This is a genomic window from Hoeflea sp. TYP-13 (assembly GCF_040932035.1).
Taxonomy (GTDB): Bacteria; Pseudomonadota; Alphaproteobacteria; order Rhizobiales; family Rhizobiaceae; genus Hoeflea_A.
The window spans coordinates 112,461-135,851 of sequence record NZ_JBFRBB010000002.1; the positions used below are offsets into that span (position 1 = coordinate 112,461).

Genomic DNA, 23,391 nt, shown 5'->3' on the forward strand with positions numbered 1-23,391 from the left:
GAAATTAGACGAATGACCTTCAGGACCTCAAACGTCACAAGGACTGCGTTGGCGACAGCATTTGCGGGCGCCGTATCTGTTGCGCTGTCGAGCATGTCCTATGCACAGGCACCGACACAGCGTTGGTACAAGGTTTGCACAAAGCAGGAAGACAATGATGTTTGCGTTGTGCAGAACATCACCACCGCATCCACCGGACAACTGCTAACGGCTGTCGGGCTGATCACTGTTGAAGGAAAAGTCAACAACAAGATGCTCCAGGTTTCTGTGCCGTCAGCACGCACAATTCCGCCCGGCGTCGGTATGCAGATCGACGGCGGCAAGTCTCAGCTTATTCCTTATTCGGTTTGCATGCCTGACAAGTGCGTCGCCCAGGTTCCGCTGACCGATGCGATCATCGATTCATTCAAGCGCGGCGGTGAAGTCGTGTTTACGTCGGTAAACTTCCAGCGCGCGCCCAATCCGATAAAGATCTCTTTGAAAGGATTTACGGACGCATTCGATGGCGAGCCGGTCGCACAGTCCGAGCTCCAGGAACGTCAGCGCCTGCTGCAGGAAGAAATGCAGCGTAAAGCGCAGGCGGCCCGAGAAAAGCTCGAGGCAGCCCAGAAAAAGGCGAAAGAAGAGAACTAGGAAACAAAAGAAGGCGCGGATCAAACCGCGCCTTTTCTTTTAACGACCAACTTCGAATGATCTGACGCAGTTAGTGGCCAACCGGTCCGCGAAGCTTGTACATTCCATCATCCGGCCCTTCGAATATCTCAGCGATCTGAGGGTGTTGTACCGGCTGCCCGCTGTCGTCGGGAACAAGGTTCTGTTCCGACACATAGGCGATATAGTCCGTGTCCTCGTTCTCCGCGAACAAATGATAGAACGGCTGCTCCTTATGCGGCCGCACATCCTCGGGGATGGATTGATACCATTCCTCAGTATTGTCGAACACCGGATCCACGTCGAATATAACGCCGCGAAACGGGTAAACGCGGTGCTTTACCATTTGTCCGATCTGAAATTTTGCCGTGCGCGGTTTAAGCATAACTGGATGTCTCCTATAGACACTAATAGAGGGAATGCGCCCGCAATATCAATGACTTTCGGCATTAAACGGTAACAAATGCGGGAGTGCCGGTGCCGTTTGATGTCGTGGATTCGACATAGGCGGGCCTTAGCCGCTTGATTATCAAGGCTTTTTGAATACAAGCTGTATCGCCATGACAAGATTCGCCGATGTCTGAGATCGCAGCGCTTATCCTGCCGCTGTTTGGGCTCATATTCCTGGGGTATCTGACCGCCCGGCTGATTCACCAGCCGGCGGATGCGCTTGGCTGGCTCAATATATTTGTCATTTATCTGGCTCTTCCGGCTTTGTTTTTCAAACTGCTGGCGCGTACGCCGATCGAGGAACTTGCCCGGATGGATTTCATTCTTGCAAGCCTTTTGTCGACCTATTCCATATTCGCACTGATCTTCGCCATTGCCGTCGCACTCGGCAGAAAAACAATAGCAACAGGAACCATCCAGGGCCTGGCTGCCGCCTACGGCAATATCGGCTATATGGGCCCCAGCATCGCTATTTTGGCATTTGGCGAAAGGGCGGCAATACCCGTCGCGCTCATCTTCTGTTTCGAGAACATCATGCACTTTGCCATTGCCCCCTGCATGATGGCGATATCAGGCAGTGAGAAACGCTCTTTACCGTCGCTCGCGGCTCTGATCGCACGCCGCATTTTCTTGCACCCGTTTATTCTGGCGACCATGGCCGGGATATTTGTTGCATGGATAAACGTGCCAATACCTGCAGCGCCCGAACGTCTCATCGAATACCTGTCACAGGCAGCAGCACCATGCGCGTTGTTTGCGATGGGTGTGACACTGGCCCTGCGGCCATTGAAACGCGTGCCGCTCGAACTGACGTACATCGTGCCCACCAAACTGATCCTCCACCCTGTGATTGTGTATTTCGCCATGGGCCTTGTCGGTGACTTTGATACGGTATGGATCTTTACCGCGGTGCTGTTGGCCTCATTGCCAACTGCCACAAACGTGTTCGTCCTTGCGCATCAGTACGGCGTCTGGGTGGAGCGCGCATCCGCAACCATACTTGTGACCACCGCAATTTCCGTTCTGACGGTCACAGCGTTGCTCTATGCGATCAAATCAGGAATTTTACCTGCGGATATCTTTCCCGGCAGCTAATGTCTCCGGAATACATCCAGCCCACCGCCCGGTTTCATCCCTTCACGCATGGCGAAATTACGCAGAGGCGCAAAGGCTGAAAGGGCAGCAAGTCCGGTCGATCGGGCAAGCTGGACTGGCAAAAAGGCATTGAGGAGCGTTCGGTTCAGCATGTCGACGCTGGCGGTTCGTGAAACAACGTCGCTTCTGCGGTGTCTGTCATAGCTGCGAACCGCCTCTGGTGCGTTCTGAGGCCCGCCTACACGCGTGAGAGCATCGATCAGCTCAAGCACGTCCCGTAAGCCGAGATTAAGTCCTTGCGCTCCGATCGGCGGGAACACATGGCCTGCCTCGCCAACAAGAACCATGCGTCCCTTTCCGAACGACTTCGCGATCATGCCGCTGAACGGGAAGCTTTGCACGGCACTCTCTATGGTTATCTTACCCAGCATGGACTGCATTCTTTGCTCGATCGCCAGCGCCAGCTCTTCGCGGGATAATGCCTTCATCATATCCGCATCCGCCGGGCTCAGCGCCCAAACAAGGCTCGACATACGGCCGGGCAGGGGCACCTGTGTAAACGGACCCTTTTCGGTGTGAAATTCGTTGGATGTATCGGCGTGCCCGTATTCGTGTGAAAAATTGAGCACGATTGCAGTTTGCGGATAACGCCAGTCGCGCACACCGATTCCGGAAGCAGCGCGTACCCTGGAATTGCGGCCGTCCGCACCAACGCACAGTGCGCATGAAATTTCGGTTCCATCCTCAAGCACCAGATTTACCTGATCCTGCGTATCGGCAATCAGGTCCGCCGACCGGTCGAAATGGGCAATTTCGCCAGACGTTTCGATGGCATGAAAGAGCGCATCGAGAAGCGGCGCGTTGGGAATATTGTATCCAAACGCCTCGATATCGAGCTCGCTGGCATGAAATGTAACCGTCGGCGCCCGAATCAGGCGTGATGTCCCGTCGATAATGCGCATGCTGCGCAGCGGTGCGGCAACATCACGGACTGTCGGCCAGATACCAAGCCTTTCGAGCAGTTCCATCGAAGGCATCATGAGAGCGGTAGTCCGGCCGTCCGTGGATTTGTGTCTGGGTGCAACCAGCGCTGTTTTGTAGCCGGCATTCGCGGCGGCGAGCGCAGCGGTAGCCCCCGCAAGTCCTCCGCCAACGACGGCGATGTCGTAATGTTGGGCCATAATTTGTCCTTGTCCGAAACGTCGGCTAGCTCCTATGCTCCAATCTAATACAACGGTTGAAGCCGTTTAAAAAGAAGACTTGCAGGGCCAAGTGCCGCAGTTCGATCACTGCAATTCGTACCCAGTGTTTTTGCGCTGCAGCATTTCCGTGTGGATGAAGCTGCGGGGAAGAAAGGCACTAGGATGACATATGCAGGTAGTCCTGCAATTATGCATCAAAAATTTGAAGCTCTTTATTGTCGTACCATCTTTCCGGGCCATACCGACTGCGCCTAGGATCATTATTGGTTGGATCCGCTTAAATGCGGGGGAGGAAAATTTGGCTATTCAGGAACCTGGGCACGGTGACTGCCTATTGGAAGTGCGCGGCTTGACCAAAATATTTGGTGAACTGCGCGCCAATGACGGGATTGACCTCGAAATCAAATCCAGTGAGATCCATGCGCTTCTCGGTGAGAACGGCGCTGGAAAATCAACTCTCGTCAAAATGCTCTTTGGCTCGCTTGAGCCGACTTCCGGACAGATTATCTGGAAAGACAAACCGGTGGTGATCAGCAGCCCGGGTCAGGCCCGTGCACTTGGCATCGGCATGGTCTTCCAGCATTTCTCGCTTTTTGAAGCGTTGACGGTTGCAGAAAACATCGCACTGTCGATGGACGGCAATGTGAGCATCGAAAACATCTCGGAACAGGCTGCTGTCTTGTCGCGTGAATATGGCTTGCCGCTTGATCCGAATGCTCATGTTGCAGACCTCTCTGTTGGTGAGCGGCAGCGGATCGAAATCGTCCGCACGCTTCTGCAAAATCCGGAACTCATAATTCTCGACGAGCCGACATCGGTCTTGACGCCTCAGGAGGCGGACAGGCTGTTCGAAACTCTGGAGAAGATCCGCTCCGAAGGCCGTTCGGTGCTTTATATCAGCCATCGTCTGGAAGAGGTGCAGCGTATCTGTGATCGTGCGACGGTGCTGCGCCACGGCAAACTGACGGGCGCTTGCGATCCACGGGCTGAAACCCCGGCTTCGCTGGCCACTATGATGGTCGGTTCCGAAGTGAAATCAGTCTCCAACACCGGAGGCAAGATCACCGACAAGGTCCTGATCGAAACGAAAAAACTCTCGGCACCGGCCCGCACGCCATTTGCCGTCGCGCTTAAAGATATAGATCTTTCGGTCCGCGCCGGTGAGATTATCGGAATTGCCGGTGTTGCCGGCAACGGTCAGAGCGAGTTGTTCGATGTTCTGTCCGGTGAAGAGATGAGTGACAACGCCGACGACGTGCGTATCTGTGGTACCGATGCAGGGCGCATGGGCATTACCGCCCGGCGGCTATTGGGTGCCGGATTTGTACCGGAAGAGCGCCATGGTCATGCCGCTGTGTCTTCGATGTCGTTGTCGGAAAACATGGTACTGGCCCGTTATCGCTCGGATGCCAGCGAGTTTCTGACCGGCGGCCCGCTGAAAGTCATTAGATATGACGCCGTCAAAAAGGCTTCTGAACGCATCATCAAGGACATGGATGTGCGCATGTCGGGTGAAGATCCGGATGCATCGTCTCTTTCTGGTGGCAATCTTCAGAAGTTTATCGTTGGGCGGGAGCTTGATCGCAAACCTTCGGTCATCATCGTCAACCAGCCCACCTGGGGTGTGGATGCCGGCGCGGCGAGCCGCATCAGGCAGGCACTCATAGACCTTGCCGAATCCGGTTCGGCGGTTGTGGTGATCAGCCAGGACCTGGACGAGATTTTCGAAGTCGCAACAAGCATTGCCGTGATCAACGAGGGTCGGCTCTCGGCCGCTGAACCGGCGGCAGATATGACCCTTGAACGTATCGGCCTGCTTATGGGCGGCATCCACGGTGAAGACGCACCGGTCGAAGATATCAAATTGGAGGCTGCTCATGCGCATTGAGCTGGAACGCAGACCATCGCACTCAGCGCTGTTTTCGGTGGTCTCACCGTTTATCGCACTGGGACTGACCATCATCGCCGGTGCCATCATGTTTACGGCGCTGGGCAAAAACCCTTTCGATGCGCTTTACAGCTTTTTCATCGAACCCCTGACGGAAATGTGGTCGCTGCATGAGCTGGCCATCAAGGCCGCACCGCTTATCCTCATTGCCGTTGGTCTGTCGGTCTGTTTCCGGTCGAACAACTGGAACATCGGTGCCGAGGGACAGTTCATCATCGGCGGCATTGTCGGGGCGATCCTGCCCGTCATGTTCCACCAGTGGGATTCGTTCCTGGTTTTGCCGATCATGCTGATCATGGGCATTGCAGGCGGGGCAGCCTACGCGGCGATACCCGCGCTATTGAAGACCCGGTTCAACACCAATGAAATTCTGTCCAGCCTGATGCTTGTCTATGTGGCACAGCTGTTCCTGGACTGGCTGGTGCGCGGACCGTGGCGCAACCCGGAGGGCTTCAACTTTCCGGAAAGCCGCGAATTCGGCCCGGAAGCCATTCTGCCGGAGATCTTGCCGGCCTCGGGTCGGGCTGACCTTGGCATCATCTTCGCCATTGTCGCTACGCTGCTGACATGGTTCATGATGAGCTACATGCTGCGCGGTTTCCAGGTGTCGGTTCTCGGGCAATCGGCCCGCGCCGGCAAGTTCGCAGGCTTCTCCGCCAACAAGATGGTGTTCTTCGCCTTCCTGTTTTCCGGCGGACTTGCAGGCCTCGCAGGCATTTCCGAAGTTTCCGGCTCCATTGAGCAGCTTCAGCCGGTCATTTCGCCCGGGTACGGCTTCACAGCCATCATTGTAGCCTTTCTCGGCCGCCTGAACCCGCTTGGCATCTTTGCCGCCGGTCTTGTACTAGCGCTGACATATCTGGGCGGCGAAGCGGCGCAGATATCCATCGGCCTGCCTGACAAGATCGCGCGTGTTTTCCAAGGCTTCCTGCTGTTCTTCGTTCTGGCCTGCGACACATTAATCCACTACCGCGTGCGGCTGAAATTCGCCGGACATGCCGAACTGGCCGAGGAGGGCGCTTAAATGACACTGATAGAGGCTGTACTTCTCACCGTCACGACGGCTGCGACGCCGCTGCTACTGGCGGCAATGGGCGAGCTGGTCGTGGAACGGTCCGGCGTCCTTAATCTGGGCGTTGAGGGAATGATCGTCATGGGCGCCGTCGTCGCCTTTGCGACGGCTCAAGTCACGGGCAATCCCTATTTGGGCGCACTATTCGGAGCCGTGGCAGGATGTGTATTCTCCCTGCTATTCGGTTTCCTGACGCTGACACTCGTTACCAATCAGGTGGCGACCGGCCTGGCGCTGACAATTCTGGGCCTCGGCCTGTCAGGCATGATCGGCGAGAACTTTGTCGGCGAGGCAGGCGTTCAACTGGAACCGATCGCCATTCCGCTGCTTGATCAACTGCCGCTGCTCGGTCCGTTGATCTTCAATCAGGATCTTATCTTCTATCTTTCGATCCTGTGCGTCGTCGGCGTGAGCTGGTTCCTGTTCAGGACACGGCTCGGCCTGCAGCTTCGTGCCATCGGCGACAGCCATGGTTCGGCGCATGCACTCGGCATTTCGGTTATCAAGACCCGCTACTGCGCCGTCATGTTCGGCGGCGCCTGTGCCGGCCTTGCCGGCGCTCAGCTCTCTCTCGTTTACACCCCGCAATGGGTGGAAAACATGTCAGCCGGTCGTGGCTGGATCGCACTTGCACTGGTTGTCTTTGCAAGCTGGCGTCCGCTGCGGGTTCTTGCTGGCGCCTATCTGTTCGGTGCGGTAACCATCGGACAGTTGCACGCTCAGGCACTCGGCTTCGGAATTCCGTCGCAGTTTCTGTCCGCGCTTCCTTACCTGGCGACGATCCTCGTCCTCGTCATTATTTCGCGCAACAGACGCCTGACACTGATGAATACACCGGCCTCGCTTGGCCAGTCTTTCGTCCCGGATCGCTGATAGCAATTCGACCATAACAGAAGAGGTGAACATGATGAAAAAACTACTATTGGCCCTGTCAACGGCCGCGGTGATGAGTTTTGCCGCAACTGCTGCCCAGGCTGCTACAAAGGTCTGCTTCGTCTATGTCGGTTCAAAAACCGACGGCGGATGGACGCAGGCCCACGATATCGGCCGCCAGGAACTGCAGAACCACTTCGGTGACAAGATCGAGACACCGTATCTTGAAAATGTTGCCGAAGGTCCGGACGCAGAACGCGCCATCGAACGCTTTGCCCGGTCCGGCTGTGAGCTGATCTTCACCACGTCTTTCGGGTTCATGGAGCCTACACTGGACGTTGCGAAGAAGTTCCCGAAGGTAAAGTTCGAACACGCAACCGGCTATAAAACCGCCGACAATATGGCCAGCTATAACTCTCGCTTCTACGAGGGCCGTTATATCCAGGGCCAGATTGCTGGCAAAATGTCGAAAAACGGTGTCGCCGGATACATTGCATCCTTCCCGATTCCGGAAGTCGTGCAGGGCATCAACTCCTTCCTTCTTGGAGCACAGTCCATCAACCCGGATTTCCAGATCAAGGTCGTTTGGGTGAACTCCTGGTTTGACGCTGGTAAGGAAGCCGACGCTGCAAAGGCGCTGATCGACCAGGGTGTCGATATCCTCACGCAGCACACCGACTCGACGGCTCCGATGCAGGTCGCCGCCGACCGCGGTATCAAGGCATTCGGACAGGCATCCGACATGATCGAAGCAGGGCCTGAAACCCAGCTGACCGCTATTGTCGATACCTGGGGTGCATACTATATCAAGCGCACCCAGGCTTTGCTTGATGGCACTTGGGAAACCCAGTCCACATGGGACGGTCTTGTTGACGGCATCCTGACCATGGCGCCGTACACCAACATGCCGGATGATGTAAAACAGCTGGCCATGGAAACGGAAGCCAAGATCACCACCGGCGAGCTGAAGCCGTTTACAGGACCTGTCATGAAGCAGGACGGTTCCGAATGGCTTAAAGCCGACGAAGTGGCCGACGACGGCACGCTGCTTGGCATGAACTTCTACGTCAAGGGTGTCGACGACAAGCTGCCGCAGTAAACCGCAGTTAAACAAGACATGGAAAAGGCGCCAATCGGCGCCTTTTCTTTTGCCTGGGAGGATCGGTTGAACTCATCCAACCTCGGAGGCGGTCATTTCAGCAAGTTTCATCCGCTGAATTTTGCCCGACGGACCTTTCGGTAATTCATCCAGAACAAATATCCGGTCCGGGCTCTTGAAAACGCCCAGTTTTTCGCCGCACAAAGAAATCAATTCACTCTGGCTCACCGCGCTTCCGGGCCGCAGCCTGACGGCCGCCTCGACCCGCTGGCCATAGCGGGGGCAGGGGCGCGCAAAGGCGGCAGCCTCGATAACGTCACGATGCCCGTACAGCGCTTCGTCGACTTCGCGTGGCGCGATGTTTTCACCGCCCTTGATAATGAGCTCCTTCAGACGGCCCGTGATGAACACATAGCCGTCCTCATCCATGTGCCCGAGATCGCCGGTTCGCAGCCACCCGTCGGCAGTGAACGAATTTCCGGTTGCTTCGGCATTATCCAGATATTCCAGCATGACATTGGGTCCGCGAACAGCCACTTCGCCCGATGCACCATTGGCGACTTTTTTGAGGTCCTCATCGATTATGGCGACCTCATTTCCAAAGGCGATGCCCGGAGAGCCGATCTTGCGCTGCGCCGGCGGCAAAGGATTGGAGAGTATTTGTGCCGCCGTTTCCGTCAGCCCCATGGTCTCAATAATCGGTATCTTGAAGCGTTCTTCAAACGCCGAGTGAACCTCGGGCGCCAGTGCCGAGGATGCAGACCGGCCAAACCGGATTTTGGCGATAGTTTCCCCATCCGGCTCCGCATCGGAATGCAGGATATGCGAGATGATCGTCGGCACTACTGAGAACCAGGTGACGTCAAATTGTGCGCACTGATCCCAGAACCGGCTGTTTGAAAACTTCTTGCAAACTACGACCGACCCACCCGAAACAAGCGGCGCGATCAAGGTGACGCAAAGCCCGTTGATATGAAAAAACGGAAGAACGCAAAGCGCGCGGTCATCAGCCGTCAGGCCATGCGCAAGACTGGTGTTCCAGCCGCCGGCAAGCAATCCGGCGTGTGAATGCAACACGCCTTTTGGCCGGCCGGTCGTGCCGGACGTGTACATCAAAAGCGCATGGTCGTTACCGGCAACATCGTGTTGAGGGACCCAGTCGCCAACATCGGGCCAATTGATCCGGTCAGACACCGTAATAGCGGTTACATCCGACGGAACTGCGCGCAACGCGGCCTCAAACAGTTCTGCCTGGCCGTGACCGACAAAGGCAAACCGTGATTTGCTGTGCGACAGCGCATATCCAAGCGCCTCAGGGCCTGCGACCAGATTGAGCGGGGTCGCGCGAAAACCGCCATAAAAGACACCGAACAGACACAGGATCGCCAGTCGGCTGTTGGGCAGGCAAAGCGCGACACTCTCGCCCTTTTTTATGCCCATTGCAGTGAGCGTGTCGGAAATATTTTTCGCTTTGTGGCGCAATTGCGCCCAGGTCAGCGTGCTGCCGTCATGTGCAAATATGTGACTGACGGCATTGGGCGCATGTTTGGCCCGGCTGTCGAGCAGATCGCGCACCGTGCCTTCTGGGCGAGAGTTTTTGTCCCAGGTCACTTTCCGGCCTCTGCCCAATAGTCTTGGAAGATTTGATCGACGGATGGCTCGTCCGGGTCGGTCTCCCGCACAACTTTCGTAATGTTCAAAAAATGCTTCCAGTGCAGGTTCTCATCGATGGAATTGCCGCCCCAACTTCCGCATCCCATGGAGAGAGAAAACGGCAGACCGTTGTTGAACGCTCCGCCCGTTGCAAAGCAATGGGCCTGATTGACGATAACCCGGCAGGTAGGCAGATCCCGTCCGAGCCCAACCGCACGCGCGTCATCGCGAGAGTGAAGGCCGACGGAATGTCCCGCGCCCTGGTGCGCGAGCAACCGGCCTGCCAATTCCTTGGCACTGTCGAAATCCGATGCGCGATAGAGCGCGAGCACGAGCGAGAGCTTTTCTCCTGACAGCGGATAGCTCTTTCCAACACCGCTTGTCGGAACTGCAATGAACCGGGTTCCCGCATCAACATGGTCATGCAGTTGCAGAGTGTCGATAAGGACGTCGGCATCCTTTGCGAGCGCATTGCGATTGAGCTTGCCGCCTGGCCAAAGGCGCTCGACGATCTGTGGTTCCAACGCCGGTGAAACCGTGGCGCCACCGAATTCAGCCAAAGCCGCAACGAATTCGTCATAGACACTGTCGACAACAATGACTGCATTTTCCGACGAGCAGGACGTTGCATTGTCGAAGGTCTTGGAAGCCGCGATCTTTTGTGCCGCATCGCGAGTATCGGCAGTTTCGTCAACGATTACGGTCGCATTGCCGGCTCCGACGCCAATCGCAGGTGTTCCCGATGAATAGGCGCGACGGACATTGTCCTGTGACCCGGTAACGATCACCAGATCGGCGGTCTCCAAAAGACGCTGCGTTCTTGCCTTGGTTCCCGGCGGCGGGATCATTTGTACCAGATCCCGGCTGACGCCCATTTTGTCAAATTCGGCATGGATATAGCCGAGCAGCCGCGTGCACGCCTCCACGCCCTTCGGCGATGGCGAGAGAATAATCGCATTGCCGCATTTGAGTGCGTTGATGATGTTGTTCGCCGGTGTCGCCACCGGATTGGTCGAGGGCACGACGGCGCCGACGACACCGATGGGCCGGGCGATTTTGGTGATGCCGGTTGTGGCTTCCTCCTCAATAACTCCGCAGGTTTTTGCTTTGGAAAGGTCGCGCATCAAGCCGAGTGTCTTGCGATGGTTCTTGAGGATCTTGTCTTTCACATTGCCAAGGCCGGTTGTCCGGACCGCCAGCTCGGCCATTTCCGCATTGCGCGCAGGTTCCATGATCGCCCAGGCCGCCGCCTGTGCAGCCCGGTCGTATCGCTCTTGAGTCGCACCATCGGCATATCCGGCCTGCGCGGCCCTTGCTCTGGCCACCAGTTCATCAACAACGGCAATTTCGGTTTGATCGGACATAAGCACTTTCCTGGCTGGATCGCGGGGCAGGGAACCGCCCCGCGTTTCGGTATTAAAGACCCTGCAGTAGCTGGCTGAGATACTCTTCGCGCTCTTTCCACATCTGCTGCACCTCTTCGCGGGTCATGATGTGCATGGGCGAACCGCCCGCATTCATTTTCCCCGCAACGCGTTTGTTCTTGAACATGTCAGGCACGGTCGCCGCCAGTCGGTCGATCACCTCAGGCGGCGTTCCCTTGGGAACCATGATGCCGCGGAAATTGACCGAGCTGTCGTCGACGTCGAGTCCCTGTTCCTTCATTGTCGGAACATCGGGTAGAAACTCCTCATTGCGCTTCACATCCGCAACGCCAAGGATTTTCACATTGCCGGCCTCGCGGGCGCGATAGGCATCGGAGAGATTGTTGATGCCTCCCATGACGTCGCCGGCGATAACGGCTTTCATTGCTGCTGCACCGCCGCCCTTGGTCGGGATGTACTGCATCTTGACGCCGGCAGCCTTTTCAATCTGGAGCGCGGCAATGTGATGACCGACAAACAGGCCGGCACCTGAAAATGTCAGCTTGCCGGGATTTTCCTTCGCGAAGGCGACGACATCCGCCATCGAATTGAACGGGCTGTCTTTGCCCACGACAAACACGGCCGGGTCCGCACCCCAGTTTGCGATCGGCTCGAAACTGTCGCGCTTGTATTCAACGCCGCCCTTGATGCTTTGCGCAATGAAATGGGGAATATTGTATGCCGCCAGCGTATACCCGTCGGCTTCCGCTTCCTTGGCGAACCAGTTCCATCCGACACGGCCGCCTGCACCGGGTTTGTTGATAATGGCGATGGGCATGCCCAGCGCATCTTCGTTGCCGGCGGTCATCGTCACGATGCGCGCCTGAAAATCGGTTGCACCGCCGGCGCCGTAGGACACCATGAGCATGATCGGTCTTTCGGGGTAATCACCCGCCATTGCCGTTCCGGCCATTCCCATCAATGCGACAGCCAGGCCAATTATCAGTTTTCTCATTTATTCCTCCCTTGTTGGGTTATCCGCCTGTTCCCGGCGGTTCACATGAACATCCCGCGCGGTGTGTAAACTTTCAGCACCAACGCGAAGAGACCGTAGATGACCGCGATATAGACGGCCGTTATGACGATGCGCCTGATCCAGGTGCGCGCGCTGTCATGCGGGGCCGGATCGTAGATCGTCAGCAAAATCAGGAACGCGACCGTCGAAGCGGCATAAAATCCAAAAGTCTTGGCCGCCCAGAACACGTAGATACCCGCCACAATGAAACCCGGCGCAAGGTTGCGCATCATGGCAAGGGACACGCCAGCGCCGACCTTTGAAAGTCCGAGCGCGGCCTTGCCGAATGTCCACAGGGAAAGCGCCAGGAATATCGTTGAAATCAGACGCGGAAAGAGAAAGGCATCGGCAGGCTGCTGCGTGTAACTGACCCAGCAGACCCACAGGGCGACGAGGGTCACGATGCCGGATGGCACCATGTGCTGTGTGCGGTTCATGCTGCTACCCTCCTGCTGCGGATTTCCATCATGGCCGAATAGCCGATGGAGACGACGACGACGGCTATCAACAAGAGGTTCAGAGCGCCGCTGAAGAAATAGAGGAACTGGCCGTCCGTTGCGGTCGCGATCAGCGAACCCTGAATGAAATTGGATTCGGCTATCGGGCCAAGAATGAGCCCGAGAACGAGTGGTGCGGCGGAATAGCCGAAGCGCTCGAGAAAATACATCATGGTTCCAAGCGCCATCATCACATAGACATCGCCCATGGATTGCTGCACGGAGTAGGATCCGAAGACCGCCAGCCCCAGCACCGCAGCCGCCATGATGGATTGCGGAACCTGGGCGATGCGGGCGGCGAGCGAAGCCACATAAATGCCGAATGCACACATCAGGATCTGCCCGATCAGCATCGAATTGATGAACGGCCAGGCGACATCGGGATGATTGTCGAATAGGTCGGTGCCGGGAAAAATCCCATGGATCAAAAGACCGCCAAGCAGGACAGCAGCCGTTGGACTGCCAGGTATCGAAAGCGTTAGGAGCGGAACCAGAGAAGGGCCGACCATTGCATTGTTGGCAGATTCAGCGGCAATGACGCCCTCAGAGTGCCCGGTACCGAACTTTGCCTTTTCCGGTGAGAATTTTTTGGTTTGGTCATAGGCCACGAGACCGGCGATCTGTCCGCCGACACCCGGAATAAGACCGATGATGGATCCGGACAACGTGCCGATTGTCAGCGCGCGCGTGCGGCTGATGACTTCACTTATCGCGGCACCTATCGGATGACGCTCAACCTTGATGGCCTCGACATCGTAATTCTGCCGTCCCTTGGCAAACATCGATAGGACCTGGGGGATGGCGAAGAGACCGATGAGCGCCGCAATAATATTGACGCCCCCGCCCAGAGCATCGTGAAAGATGAAGCGCTGCACGCCCTGCATATCGTCATAGCCTATTGTCGCCAGCCACATACCGATGCATCCGGAAAGAAGTCCCTTTACGACCGAATCCGAATCCAGCGACCCGATGACGGTAACGCCGAGTATGGCCAGCCAGAAAAGATGCGAAGGGCCGAAGGCGAGGGCCCACTGTGCGAGCAGCGGCGTGAGGAAGATAAGGAGCAGAACACCGAACAGCCCGCCGACGAGCGACGATAGGAACGCAAGCTGCAAGGCCCGCGCACCCTGTCCGCGAACCGCCATCTCATGACCATCGAGTGTTGTGGCAATGTTCGCCGGTGCACCGGGGATTTTGAGCAGGATTGCGCTGACCGCTCCGCCGGCAACAGTTGATGTGTAGGCGGCGCCCAGAAGGATCAGCCCGTGTACGGCCTGAAGGTGAAATGTGAACGGGATCAGCAACGCCACAGCCATGGTTGGGGAAAGGCCAGGTGTGGCCCCCAGGATCAATCCTCCAATGGTGCCGCCGATCAGAAGCAGCATTGATATCGGGGTGAAAACCTCACCGAAATACGACAGAAATTCCATCGCTCCAACTGTCCTCCCAGAAGTCGAAACACGTCTTGTGAGGATGAGGCTAGACAATGAAAATAATAATGCAAACGTTTTCATTTCTTATGGTAAGATGCCTTATGAACCGGGAAAAATTCGCTGATATCATCGATGTTGCAAACCGTGCCGGCGTGTCGCCCGCGACTGTATCGCGTGCGTTCAATCATCCTGATCTGGTAAAGCCTGCAACGCGCCGAAAGATACAAAAGGCGGTGGAGGACACCGGCTATATCCGAAACCGCGCGGCGCAGGCCATACATGGCCGGCGAAGCGGCACTGTGGGGCTGATCGTTCCCACCTTGGACAACGCCATCTTTTCAAATCTGATCCAGTCCTTTTCCGAAACGCTCAACGGGCTCGGTTTCACCATGCTGGTCGCCACGCATGGCTATGACCTGAAGGAGGAACACAAGCTGCTGCGCTCGCTGCTTGAACACCGCATAGAGGGCATAGGCCTGATAGGACTCGACCATGAGGACAGCACCTATACGCTTCTGGAACGCCGTAACACGCCGGCGGTCGCCATGTGGAACTATCAGGCCGATTCGCGCATTTCCTGTGTCGGCTCCGACAATTATACCGCCGGCCAAATGGCGGCATCCCACATCGTCGAACAGGGACACCGCAGGATCGGCATCGCCTTTCCTCCGACCGACGGCAACGACCGGGCAGCCTCGCGGCTGAGGGGGGTGATGGACGTGCTGACCGAAGCAGGCGTGGACATTCCGGACCACTGGAAACTGCGCACGCAGTACAGCATTTCAAAGGCGAAAGCGGCTTGTCTTGATCTGTTCCGGGGCGACAACCTGCCGACGGCCCTGATTGCCGGCAACGATGTCATCGCGCAGGGTGCGGTGTTTGCGGCAACGCAGGCCGGGCTGGTTTTGCCTCGCGACATTTCAATTACCGGTATCGGCGATTTTGCCGGCTCCGCCGAAATCGTACCCGGCCTTACAACGGTGAAGGTCCAATCGGATGAAATCGGAGAAAAGGCAGCGCATCTGCTCTACGACCTGATTTCGGAACCCGACGAGCGCAATATCATACGCGAGAACATCGATCTGAAATTCATTGCGCGCGCCACGACGGGGCCGAAACACTAGTGTCCCGAAGCTGAAGTTCGTCACATTGAGCAGCACACTCTGAACGAACTTCAGATTCAATCAGGACACTAGCAACATCATGATTCTAGTGTGGTTTACGGATTTGAAGTTCCTCCAGACGCTAGCTGCAACAACGATAGGAACTTCAAATTCACCACACTAGGGCGCGAACTCGATTTACGAGATAACACGGCGCATGATAGCAATTGCCTGAATAATTGCAGACAACGCGCTTGTCGTTGCGGCTTGATTGGAGGTTGGCGGAATGTTTACGCGTCGAAACATACTGACGGGTAGTGCGGCACTGCTTGCGGCCCCTTCCGTTTTGAGAGCTCAAACGGCACGCGAGGTGATCATTGTCGGGGCGGGTGCCGCCGGGCTGACCGCCGCGTTTCATCTTCGCAGAAAGGGCGTAAAAGTCCGGATTTTCGAAGCCGGATCACAGTGGGGCGGACGGGTTCGGCGACTGGACGGATTCGCTGATTTTCCCATCGATGTCGGGGCAGAATGGATTCACGACGATCCCGAAATTCTTGGCGAGATCGTCGGCGCGGGCCGGACGGATCTTGGTGTTGAGACCATCACCTACCAACCCCAGACCTACAAGCAATGGTATGGGGGCCGTTTACGGCAATTCAATCTGCTGCGTTTTGCTTATGCCGAGGTGAAATTCTTCAATACGACATGGTACGGCTTTTTCGAAAAGCACGTGGTTCCGCATCTTCTGGGCGCAATCGAATTAAACACGCGAGTGACCGAAATCGACCATTCCGGCACGAAGGTGCGGGTGCGAACCGGCGACGGGCGCGTACACACCGCCGACAAGGTGGTGGTGACGGTGCCGGTTTCGGCTCTGCAGCGTGGCGATATTGCCATTCATCCGGATCTGCCGGTGGACAGGCGCCAGGCGGTCGCCGGAATCAATTTCGGCAAGGGCTTCAAGGTGTTTCTGTCGTTCCGCGAACGATTTTATCCCGACATGCTGCTGACCGGTCCTTTGGTAGACCAGATTGAGGACGACTGGGATGAAAAGCTGTATTACGACGCCGCATTCGGAAAGCAGGCAACGTCCAACATACTGGGACTGTTCACATCAAACCAGCGGATGACCCCGCGGGCCCAGATGAATGATGAAGCGCTTGTGCGTGACGTTATAACCGAGCTTGATACGGTATATGACGGCGCGCCATCCCGACTCCTGACCGGCGCGTATGTTCGCAACTGGACCGCCGATCCAATGTATGGCGGCATCTATTCAATGGAGTATGACGACAGCCGCTTCGATACGCCGGAAGAAATGCTTGCCCCCATCGGAGGTACGCTTTACTTCGCCGGCGAAGCTCTTGGAGGCGATAGCCAGTCGACGGTACAGGGGGCCGCGTTTTCAGCCATACGGGCGGTCGAAAGGATGCTGGCCGGTTAGAGCCCCGATTATCTCGGCAGCAATAATAGGTTTCTAATCTCCGACAGGGGTAACATCGTCCGGCACCGGAACCGGCCTGCCGTGTTTGTCGACGGCAACAAAGGTGAAAAGCGCATCGGTGACTTTTTCATGTTTGCCGTACCGGTCGCGCTGCACCCATGCTTCCACGTGGATTTTCATGGATGTGCGGCCGATATGCTCGACATCCGTATAAACGCAAACGAGATCGCCGACCTTGACCGGGCGAATGAATTTCATCGCGTCAATGGCAATGGTCACAACCCGCCCGTGCGCACGCTGGCCTGCGGCTATCCCGGCCGCGAAATCCATTTGAGAGACGACCCAGCCGCCGAATATATCGCCTGCGGCATTCGTATCCGCCGGCATCGCCATCGTCTGGATCATCAGTTTGCCCTGAGGCTGTTCTTCGCTCATTGCTCGCGGTCCTGTTCGACTGAGTTGCGCAATTCCAGCACGCCGGAGCAGATTTGGCAAAGTAACGGCTTCAGAGATGGAGCCGGATTTCCGTCTTTCGCAAGTTTGTCCTAGATTATCCGCCATGGCCAAACCCAACCCCCATAGACCATTCACACCGGATCCGGCACAGATGGAGTGCGCACCGGACATATCGGGCAATACGGTCAACGGTCTCGGCGAGAGCGAATTTCGACGCCCAAGCATTGTCTACTGGTCGCCCGATCCGGACGACATTCCTCACGGAGGTCTGCAGCGCTGGTTCTACACGGTCAATCCGGATGAGCCTGCCATCGTGGCTCAGCGTGCGGAGCGTCAGAAAATTCTCGACGCGCCGCTGCCGGACCTGGCCGGGCGTCGGTCTGAACGAACGCCTGAACAATGGAACGACGCCCTCCAGCAATATGTGACGGCCGGCCTGTGTGAGCAGGTCGGCGCGACCCCGCTCGATCGGGATTGGCTCTTCGAAGGCCAGGACACGCCCTTTGCAAACATCATCATTGTCGGGGTTCAACACGATTTCGAAACAATTTCCGCTGCACCTGAGCCGAGTGCAGGCGCCGAAGTCATGCGGCAATACAGCCGCGCAGCATTTGCGGCAAAGGCAATAGCGGGCTGGCTGAGGCGGGCCGGCTGGGATGCGGATCCGGTAACCGGACCGATGGCCGGCAAGATCACGCTCATCCCGCCGGCGCTCGCTTGCGGTTTCGGCGAACTCGGCAAACATGGATCGCTGATTACGCCGGAAATGGGCGCAAGCTTTCGCCTGTCGGCGGTTCTGACCGATGCGCCATTCCTGGCGACGTCGTCAAAGGAACACGGGATCGACTCATTTTGCGCCAACTGCCGGGTCTGCGAGGATGCCTGTCCGCCGGAGGCGATTTTTTCGGAAAAGCAGACCGTGCGGGGCGAAACGAAGTGGTATGTGGATTTTGACAAGTGCCTGCCGTTTTTCAATCAGACCCACGGTTGCGCCATCTGCATCGCGGCCTGTCCCTGGAGCAAGCCCGGCATCGGCCTGAACCTTGCTGAAAAACTCGCACGCAGAGACAAGCGCATCTCGGGGGAAGGTGGCGAGGCCTAGGGAAGGATTCACCACGAGTTGGCGGGAGCGCTGATAGACGCGACCTGAAAATCCGTAAATAGGTTAAGAGAACTAGGGTGGCGGAGGAGGTGTCTTTCGTACTGGCACTTGCGCGAGTCCGGTGCTGTCCACAGAAAGCCTTGTTTTCAAGGGTTCTAGCGTCTTGACCGTCCGCGTCTGTCCATGCTTGTTTGCCCAAAGCGACGGACCAGAGTAAGAACTAAAGTAAGAACTGAGGGCAAGTCTATGGCGGGAAGGCGCAACAAGCTTACCGCAATTGCAGTCGAAAAGCGAAAATCGCCGGGCCGTATGGGCGACGGCGGCGGGCTGTATCTCAACATAAAAAACAACGGGCCGAAGTCCTGGGTTTACCGCTGGACGCCGAAAGGTGGCAAGCCGCGCGAAATGGGGCTGGGCGGCTATCCCGATGTCAGCCTTCAGGCGGCACGCGACGAGGCGCAGACCTGCCGGCAGGAAACCGCGGCAGGACTGGATCCGAAGGCCGAACGGGACCGCCGGCGCAACCTGGTGAACGATGAAAAGTCGATCGGCGAGGCCTGCGATTTATTCCTTGAAAGCATGGCCGGCCGGTGGACCAACGACAAAAGCGAAAAGCAGTGGCGTCGGACCTTCGAAGTGACTTGCGCGCCGATCCGGACGCGGCCGATGCGCCAGGCCGACACGTCGGACGTGTTGCAGGTCTTGACACCCATATGGCTCAAGACGCCGGAAACAGCTGTCAGGACGCGCGGGCGCATTGAATCGGTGTTCGACTATGCCCGGTCCAAGGGGTGGCGCGACGGGGAAAATCCGGCGCGCTGGAAGGGCCATCTGGAAAACATGCTGCCGAAGCGTCGTAAAAGCGATATCCGGCATCACCCGGCCATGCCCTACCAGGAAGTGCCGGCGTTTATCGCGCGCCTGCAGGGGCTTGAAGCGCTGGCCGCGCGCGCGCTCGAATTGCTGATCCTGACTGCAGCCCGGACCAATGAGACGCTTGGGGCGCAGTGGGGCGAGTTCGATTTCGACGGCGCGCTATGGACCGTGCCGGCCGAGCGCATGAAACTGCGGATCGAGCACCGCGTGCCGTTGTCGCCGGCGGCGCTCGATATCCTGCGGCCGCTTCACGATGCGCGGATCTCAGCGTTCGTCTTTCCAGGCCAGGCCGAAGGCAAGCCGCTGTCGAACATGGCGATGGAAATGGTCCTGCGGCGCATGAAACTGGACCGCTACACCGTGCACGGGTTTCGATCAAGTTTCCGCGATTGGTGCGGCGATGAAACGACGGCGCCTCGTGAAGTCGCGGAAGCCGCGCTTGCGCACAAGGTCGGAAGCGATGTGGAAAGAACCTATCGGCGGGGCGATGCGCTGGCGAAGCGCCGCCAGCTTATGGACATGTGGGCGGACTATTGCACCGGTCGGCAGTCTGAAAACGTGGTTAAGATTCGAGTCCGGAAGAATTGATACGCCAGACATGGTCTCGACTTTAGCGGGTGGTCATGTGTACCCTTTCCAAGATTTATATTGGAACGGGACAAATGCACAGACCCATCGCGTTTTGTAAAATTCACGGCTTCTTTCCAAACGGGATTGTCATTAAGGGCGCGGTAGATGCAGATTTTTCTGCCAACCGGGTGAGATGTCCCCAATGCGGTGGAATGTGCGAGATCATTCCAGGAAACTATATCTCTGATGGTGAGCACCTGAGTGTACTTGTCGACCCGTCGATCTCCATTGAAGCCCTGGAGGAGCTTCGTAAATTAGCTGAACGGCTTAGCCGAAGCGATATCGACATTGGTCAAGCGAAGGCCGAGGCTGAAAAGATCAGTCGAGGCTCAGGACGGCTTTTCGACATAAAAAACTGGTCCGATGAGGCGCAAGCCATGATTGCGGTTGCGGTCATCGGTGCGATCGCAGCTGTCGCGGCGGCGAAATTCTCAAGCAAATCCGATGCGCCGGTAGTGAACATTACGAACCAAATCACTATTGAGTCGTCAGAAAATCAATCGAAAAACTCAACGTCGAAATCGACCGTACCCATACCCAAACCCAAACCAAAAGAACCCCCGAAAGGGTCCCGATAGGAACGCCGACGAGCAATCCCATGTAAAAGGCCCAAAAAGCGTCGCTCACCTTCCGTGATGACATGATATTAGCCTTTTAATCGCTCGGCGCGTTCTGCAGGAGGTTCCGCAGATCCTCGATCAGGATCACCGTCCGGTTTCCGAGTTTTCGCTTTTTCAGTTCGCCGTCGCTGATCATCTTATAGATGGTGCTGCGGCTCAGGCTGGTGATTTGCACAGCCTTCGGAATGCTCACCGCCAGCACTTCGGTGTTTTCAATTGTCTCAGTCATCGGTGGAGATCTCCGGAAATTGCTCGTAGGTCTTGCCGTCGAGCTCGTTGCCCGCGGCTGACTTGCCGGTCTTTTGCATGACAGTGGGCCTGAGCGGGAATTTGTTGAAGTTGTCCGACATCCGGCCGTCCGGCCAAACGAACATGGCGCAAGCGCCGATGGGCTCATGAAGCAGTTTCGGCCGGTATGCGCCCCATTGCTTGAAGAACAGCGGAACGCCGGCGCTTAAGCACTGGTTGCGGATACCGCGCGGCCACATGGGATGCATCGGCCTTGCACCCGGGCCGCTCTCTCCGCCGACAATAATCCAATCGAGGCCAGGCATTTTGAACGTCGGATTGTGTGACCAGCCGGTGAGGGCGTTCAGTATCTGTGCGCCACCCGGATAGAGTTCCACGAGCGACAAAGGCTCCAAAAGCGGTTCGGCGCTGACGAAGCGGATCGCCGCCGGCGTGTCGAGAAGATAGGGGATGCGTTCATCGGCGCGTTTCTGATCCTCGACCGATGTGCCAAGCCAAACGTTTGCCAGAGGCCAACTCGCGTTGACGATAAGCGGTTCTTCTGGATCTCCGTACACTTCGAATAGACCAGCCGGCAGTTCGCGGTTGCAGATCTCCGCAGCCTTTTCCGCTATGTTTCCGTCGCGCTGTTCCGATGACAGGTACTCCCGCATTCGTTTCGGGCGCTTGGTCAAGACCTGGTAGATGTGACGCGGCGTCAGCGCCATGACGGCAAAGACGCGATCGAGCATGTCGTCGGTCACGCCATCGGCGAACAGGTCGCCATGGGCGCAGACGAACACGGCGCGCGGCGCTTTCCAGTGCAGCGGCTGTGTCAGCCATTCCTCATTGAAGCGGATCTCGCCGGTCCAGACCGGGCCGGCCTTGCCCGGCTGTGTCAGGCTCTTTCGCGACGGAATGTTTTTCAGCCGCGTGCCGGCGAGGCGCATGGCGTAGCAGTTCCTGCAGCCCGGCGACTCGATCTGGCAGCCGGTGATAATGTTCCAGGTCGCGCCCTTGCCGGTGACCGGGTGGCTGCACCATTCGATTTTGGTTCCATCAGCCATTGCCGTTCACCTCCGGCGACTGACGGTCTTCAAGGCAAAACTCGCAATAGATGTCGCCGTCAATGACAGCGCCGCCAAACGCCTCATTGGCCGGTTCGCCGCAACACGAACAGCCATAGGTAAGCCCTTCGCCGGAATAGAACCAATCCTCCAGCGCGATCTCGTCCTTGCCCTGCCAGTTCTTTATGAAAACAGCGTCGACTTCGCGGTGCGCTTCCGTGTCGTTTTCCTGGCGGTATTGCGCTACTGCGTCGTCATCCGATACTGCCTGTATGGCTTTCCAACCGCATTCGCTGTCCTGTTCACCGACGGCGTACCAGTGAAGTTCTTTCTTAGTCATCGCCTTCATCCCTCGTCAGATGGGCGACCGGGATCGGCTCGGAAAACCCGGTGATCCTGATCACGGTTTTGTCGCCGATGCGCCACGGGATGGATTTGACCAGGTACAGGCTGGCGGGCCGGGTGTATCGGACCTGGGCGCCGATCGGGAAGGGGGCCTTGGTGTCCTTGGGTTCGGCGTCAGTCATAAACCGCACTCCAGTATCTGAATGGAATTGGGATGGACGCGCAGAACATCTGGCCGAGAATCCAGCTTCACGAGTACATGTGCCGTCGTTAAACCGGGATAGGCGACTTCGCCCTCCAGGCCGCTGGATGATCCTTCATTGATCAGACGCACGCGCTGTCCGATTTTCACATCAACGCTGTAGGCGCGGCGGATATAGTCATAGCCGTCTTTGGCCGGCACGTCGCAGCGGCGAACCGTTGAAATCGACAAAAACTCACGGAAGGTGCAGTCATAGCATTCCGTGAAATCTCGCCAGGCATCGGCCCTGGCTGCGCTTGCCGAGACTGCGGATTTGCAAACCGGCGGGAAGCCGTTGACTTTGACTTCATAGGTTTTCATCGATCTCTCCTATGTCCCTGTTGGCGATTTCGAGCAGCACGTCGGCGTGGCACGGTTCGCCCGGCTTGCACCAGCACGCGAGGTTCTTGCCGCGCAGCTGCTGGTAGGTCTTGACCTGCAGCGCCACTTCCCGTGCCGTGAAACGGCGATAGAGCCGCACGGCATGTTCAGCGTCGCCGACGACGCCGGAGATCTGCCCTCCGCCCGGCGTCATCTTGTCCCTGACGAATTCCCGGCCGATCACGAACGGGTTTCCCCAGGGGCCGGGCCGGGCGACGCTGACCGCCGGCAGGCCGTTGATGGCGCGGCTGCGGGCCTGCAGATCGAAGCCGCGCCGGCGGGACAGCTGAATGCGGACGGGTTTGGTCATCTATTTCGCCTGGACCAGCTCGAGCTGTTCGATCAGATAGTCGGCCTGCCTGTCCGGCACGTCTTCGCCGTATGGATCTTCGAAGGCTTCCGGATCGGCCTTGTCGGCCTCGAGCCAGTTCCGGAAAGCTTTGACCAGCTCGGATCGGGTGAAGAAGTGGATTTCCTCGATCATCG

26 protein-coding genes are annotated in these 23,391 nt (G+C 57.3%); 11 read left to right on the forward strand and 15 right to left on the reverse strand.

Annotation, left to right across the window (positions count from 1 at the left end; translation table 11 throughout):
• Positions 1 to 12 precede the first annotated feature (12 nt).
• Positions 13 to 633: an invasion associated locus B family protein gene (locus ABVT35_RS10755; RefSeq protein ID WP_368466416.1), complete on the forward strand. Its 621-nt coding sequence runs from the start codon at positions 13 to 15 to the stop codon at positions 631 to 633.
• A 70-nt stretch (positions 634 to 703) separates the two neighbouring features.
• Here the strand turns inward: ABVT35_RS10755 and hspQ are convergent, their stop codons facing one another.
• Positions 704 to 1,036, reverse strand: coding sequence for a heat shock protein HspQ (hspQ, locus tag ABVT35_RS10760; protein WP_368466417.1), 333 nt, complete (start codon positions 1,034 to 1,036; stop codon positions 704 to 706).
• Between the two features lie 191 nt (positions 1,037 to 1,227).
• Between hspQ and ABVT35_RS10765 the strand changes: the two genes are divergently transcribed.
• A complete protein-coding gene (locus ABVT35_RS10765) occupies positions 1,228 to 2,196 on the forward strand; it encodes an AEC family transporter (RefSeq protein ID WP_368466418.1) in 969 nt (322 codons plus the stop codon).
• Here the strand turns inward: ABVT35_RS10765 and ABVT35_RS10770 are convergent.
• Positions 2,193 to 3,377 carry a UbiH/UbiF family hydroxylase gene (locus ABVT35_RS10770; RefSeq protein ID WP_368466419.1) on the reverse strand — a complete coding sequence of 395 codons (1,185 nt, stop codon included), beginning with the start codon at positions 3,375 to 3,377 and terminating at the stop codon, positions 2,193 to 2,195. The two genes, ABVT35_RS10765 and ABVT35_RS10770, sit on opposite strands and share 4 nt — an antisense overlap.
• A gap of 325 nt (positions 3,378 to 3,702) precedes the next feature.
• Between ABVT35_RS10770 and ABVT35_RS10775 the strand changes: the two genes are divergently transcribed.
• From ABVT35_RS10775 to ABVT35_RS10790, 4 genes are read left to right on the forward strand one after another with little or no spacing between them, the layout of a single operon-like run.
• A complete protein-coding gene (locus tag ABVT35_RS10775; protein WP_368467844.1) occupies positions 3,703 to 5,286 on the forward strand; it encodes an ABC transporter ATP-binding protein in 1,584 nt (527 codons plus the stop codon).
• Entirely contained in the window at positions 5,276 to 6,370 is a 1,095-nt protein-coding gene (locus tag ABVT35_RS10780) for an ABC transporter permease (protein WP_368466420.1), read from the forward strand. The genes ABVT35_RS10775 and ABVT35_RS10780 overlap by 11 nt, the downstream gene beginning before the upstream one ends.
• Positions 6,371 to 7,291: an ABC transporter permease gene (locus ABVT35_RS10785; protein WP_368466421.1), complete on the forward strand. Its 921-nt coding sequence runs from the start codon at positions 6,371 to 6,373 to the stop codon at positions 7,289 to 7,291.
• Between the two features lie 34 nt (positions 7,292 to 7,325).
• The gene (locus ABVT35_RS10790; RefSeq protein ID WP_368467845.1) at positions 7,326 to 8,390 is read left to right on the forward strand and encodes a BMP family ABC transporter substrate-binding protein; all 1,065 of its coding nucleotides are present in this window, start codon (positions 7,326 to 7,328) and stop codon (positions 8,388 to 8,390) included.
• A 72-nt stretch (positions 8,391 to 8,462) separates the two neighbouring features.
• Here the strand turns inward: ABVT35_RS10790 and ABVT35_RS10795 are convergent, their stop codons facing one another.
• Genes ABVT35_RS10795 through ABVT35_RS10815 form a run of 5 tightly spaced genes read right to left on the reverse strand, consistent with a single transcriptional unit; the run spans position 8,463 to position 14,409 of the window.
• The gene (locus ABVT35_RS10795; protein ID WP_368466422.1) at positions 8,463 to 10,001 is read right to left on the reverse strand and encodes an AMP-binding protein; all 1,539 of its coding nucleotides are present in this window, start codon (positions 9,999 to 10,001) and stop codon (positions 8,463 to 8,465) included.
• Complete coding sequence (locus ABVT35_RS10800; protein ID WP_368466423.1) at positions 9,998 to 11,407, reverse strand: aldehyde dehydrogenase family protein; 1,410 nt, start codon at positions 11,405 to 11,407, stop codon at positions 9,998 to 10,000. The genes ABVT35_RS10795 and ABVT35_RS10800 overlap by 4 nt, the downstream gene beginning before the upstream one ends.
• 52 nt (positions 11,408 to 11,459) lie before the next feature.
• Entirely contained in the window at positions 11,460 to 12,422 is a 963-nt protein-coding gene (locus ABVT35_RS10805; RefSeq protein WP_368466424.1) for a tripartite tricarboxylate transporter substrate binding protein, read from the reverse strand.
• A 41-nt stretch (positions 12,423 to 12,463) separates the two neighbouring features.
• Positions 12,464 to 12,919, reverse strand: a complete 456-nt coding sequence (locus tag ABVT35_RS10810; RefSeq protein WP_368466425.1) for a tripartite tricarboxylate transporter TctB family protein — start codon at positions 12,917 to 12,919, stop codon at positions 12,464 to 12,466.
• On the reverse strand, positions 12,916 to 14,409 hold the full coding sequence (locus ABVT35_RS10815) for a tripartite tricarboxylate transporter permease (protein ID WP_368466426.1): 1,494 nt from the start codon (positions 14,407 to 14,409) through the stop codon (positions 12,916 to 12,918). Before ABVT35_RS10815 ends, ABVT35_RS10810 begins: the two co-directional genes overlap by 4 nt.
• Positions 14,410 to 14,513: 104 nt before the next feature.
• Between ABVT35_RS10815 and ABVT35_RS10820 the strand changes: the two genes are divergently transcribed.
• A complete protein-coding gene (locus ABVT35_RS10820) occupies positions 14,514 to 15,536 on the forward strand; it encodes a LacI family DNA-binding transcriptional regulator (RefSeq protein WP_368466427.1) in 1,023 nt (340 codons plus the stop codon).
• Positions 15,537 to 15,801: 265 nt separating this feature from the next.
• Entirely contained in the window at positions 15,802 to 16,959 is a 1,158-nt protein-coding gene (locus ABVT35_RS10825) for a flavin monoamine oxidase family protein (protein ID WP_368466428.1), read from the forward strand.
• Positions 16,960 to 16,992: 33 nt separating this feature from the next.
• Here ABVT35_RS10825 and ABVT35_RS10830 read toward each other — a convergent pair whose 3' ends face one another.
• Positions 16,993 to 17,394, reverse strand: a complete 402-nt coding sequence (locus ABVT35_RS10830) for an acyl-CoA thioesterase (RefSeq protein WP_368466429.1) — start codon at positions 17,392 to 17,394, stop codon at positions 16,993 to 16,995.
• Between the two features lie 124 nt (positions 17,395 to 17,518).
• Here ABVT35_RS10830 and ABVT35_RS10835 point away from each other — a divergent pair, with 124 nt between their 5' ends.
• From ABVT35_RS10835 to ABVT35_RS10845, 3 genes are all read left to right on the forward strand, one after another.
• The gene (locus ABVT35_RS10835; RefSeq protein ID WP_368466430.1) at positions 17,519 to 18,517 is read left to right on the forward strand and encodes a 4Fe-4S dicluster domain-containing protein; all 999 of its coding nucleotides are present in this window, start codon (positions 17,519 to 17,521) and stop codon (positions 18,515 to 18,517) included.
• Positions 18,518 to 18,763: 246 nt separating this feature from the next.
• Positions 18,764 to 19,981: a tyrosine-type recombinase/integrase gene (locus ABVT35_RS10840; RefSeq protein WP_368466431.1), complete on the forward strand. Its 1,218-nt coding sequence runs from the start codon at positions 18,764 to 18,766 to the stop codon at positions 19,979 to 19,981.
• A gap of 74 nt (positions 19,982 to 20,055) precedes the next feature.
• Positions 20,056 to 20,601, forward strand: a complete 546-nt coding sequence (locus ABVT35_RS10845) for a hypothetical protein (protein ID WP_368466432.1) — start codon at positions 20,056 to 20,058, stop codon at positions 20,599 to 20,601.
• 76 nt (positions 20,602 to 20,677) lie between these two features.
• Here ABVT35_RS10845 and ABVT35_RS10850 read toward each other — a convergent pair whose 3' ends face one another.
• The 7 genes from ABVT35_RS10850 to ABVT35_RS10880 are packed head-to-tail and all read right to left on the reverse strand — an operon-like array spanning position 20,678 to position 23,389.
• Positions 20,678 to 20,872: a helix-turn-helix transcriptional regulator gene (locus tag ABVT35_RS10850; protein ID WP_368466433.1), complete on the reverse strand. Its 195-nt coding sequence runs from the start codon at positions 20,870 to 20,872 to the stop codon at positions 20,678 to 20,680.
• On the reverse strand, positions 20,865 to 21,938 hold the full coding sequence (locus ABVT35_RS10855) for a DUF5131 family protein (RefSeq protein WP_368466434.1): 1,074 nt from the start codon (positions 21,936 to 21,938) through the stop codon (positions 20,865 to 20,867). Before ABVT35_RS10855 ends, ABVT35_RS10850 begins: the two co-directional genes overlap by 8 nt.
• Positions 21,931 to 22,278 carry a hypothetical protein gene (locus tag ABVT35_RS10860; protein WP_368466435.1) on the reverse strand — a complete coding sequence of 116 codons (348 nt, stop codon included), beginning with the start codon at positions 22,276 to 22,278 and terminating at the stop codon, positions 21,931 to 21,933. Before ABVT35_RS10860 ends, ABVT35_RS10855 begins: the two co-directional genes overlap by 8 nt.
• Positions 22,271 to 22,465: a hypothetical protein gene (locus ABVT35_RS10865; RefSeq protein ID WP_368466436.1), complete on the reverse strand. Its 195-nt coding sequence runs from the start codon at positions 22,463 to 22,465 to the stop codon at positions 22,271 to 22,273. Before ABVT35_RS10865 ends, ABVT35_RS10860 begins: the two co-directional genes overlap by 8 nt.
• Positions 22,462 to 22,845: a hypothetical protein gene (locus tag ABVT35_RS10870; protein WP_368466437.1), complete on the reverse strand. Its 384-nt coding sequence runs from the start codon at positions 22,843 to 22,845 to the stop codon at positions 22,462 to 22,464. The genes ABVT35_RS10865 and ABVT35_RS10870 overlap by 4 nt, the downstream gene beginning before the upstream one ends.
• The gene (locus tag ABVT35_RS10875) at positions 22,832 to 23,215 is read right to left on the reverse strand and encodes a DUF4326 domain-containing protein (protein WP_368466438.1); all 384 of its coding nucleotides are present in this window, start codon (positions 23,213 to 23,215) and stop codon (positions 22,832 to 22,834) included. The genes ABVT35_RS10870 and ABVT35_RS10875 overlap by 14 nt, the downstream gene beginning before the upstream one ends.
• A complete protein-coding gene (locus ABVT35_RS10880) occupies positions 23,216 to 23,389 on the reverse strand; it encodes a hypothetical protein (RefSeq protein ID WP_368466439.1) in 174 nt (57 codons plus the stop codon). It lies immediately after the preceding gene.
• Between the last annotated feature and the right edge of the window lie 2 nt (positions 23,390 to 23,391).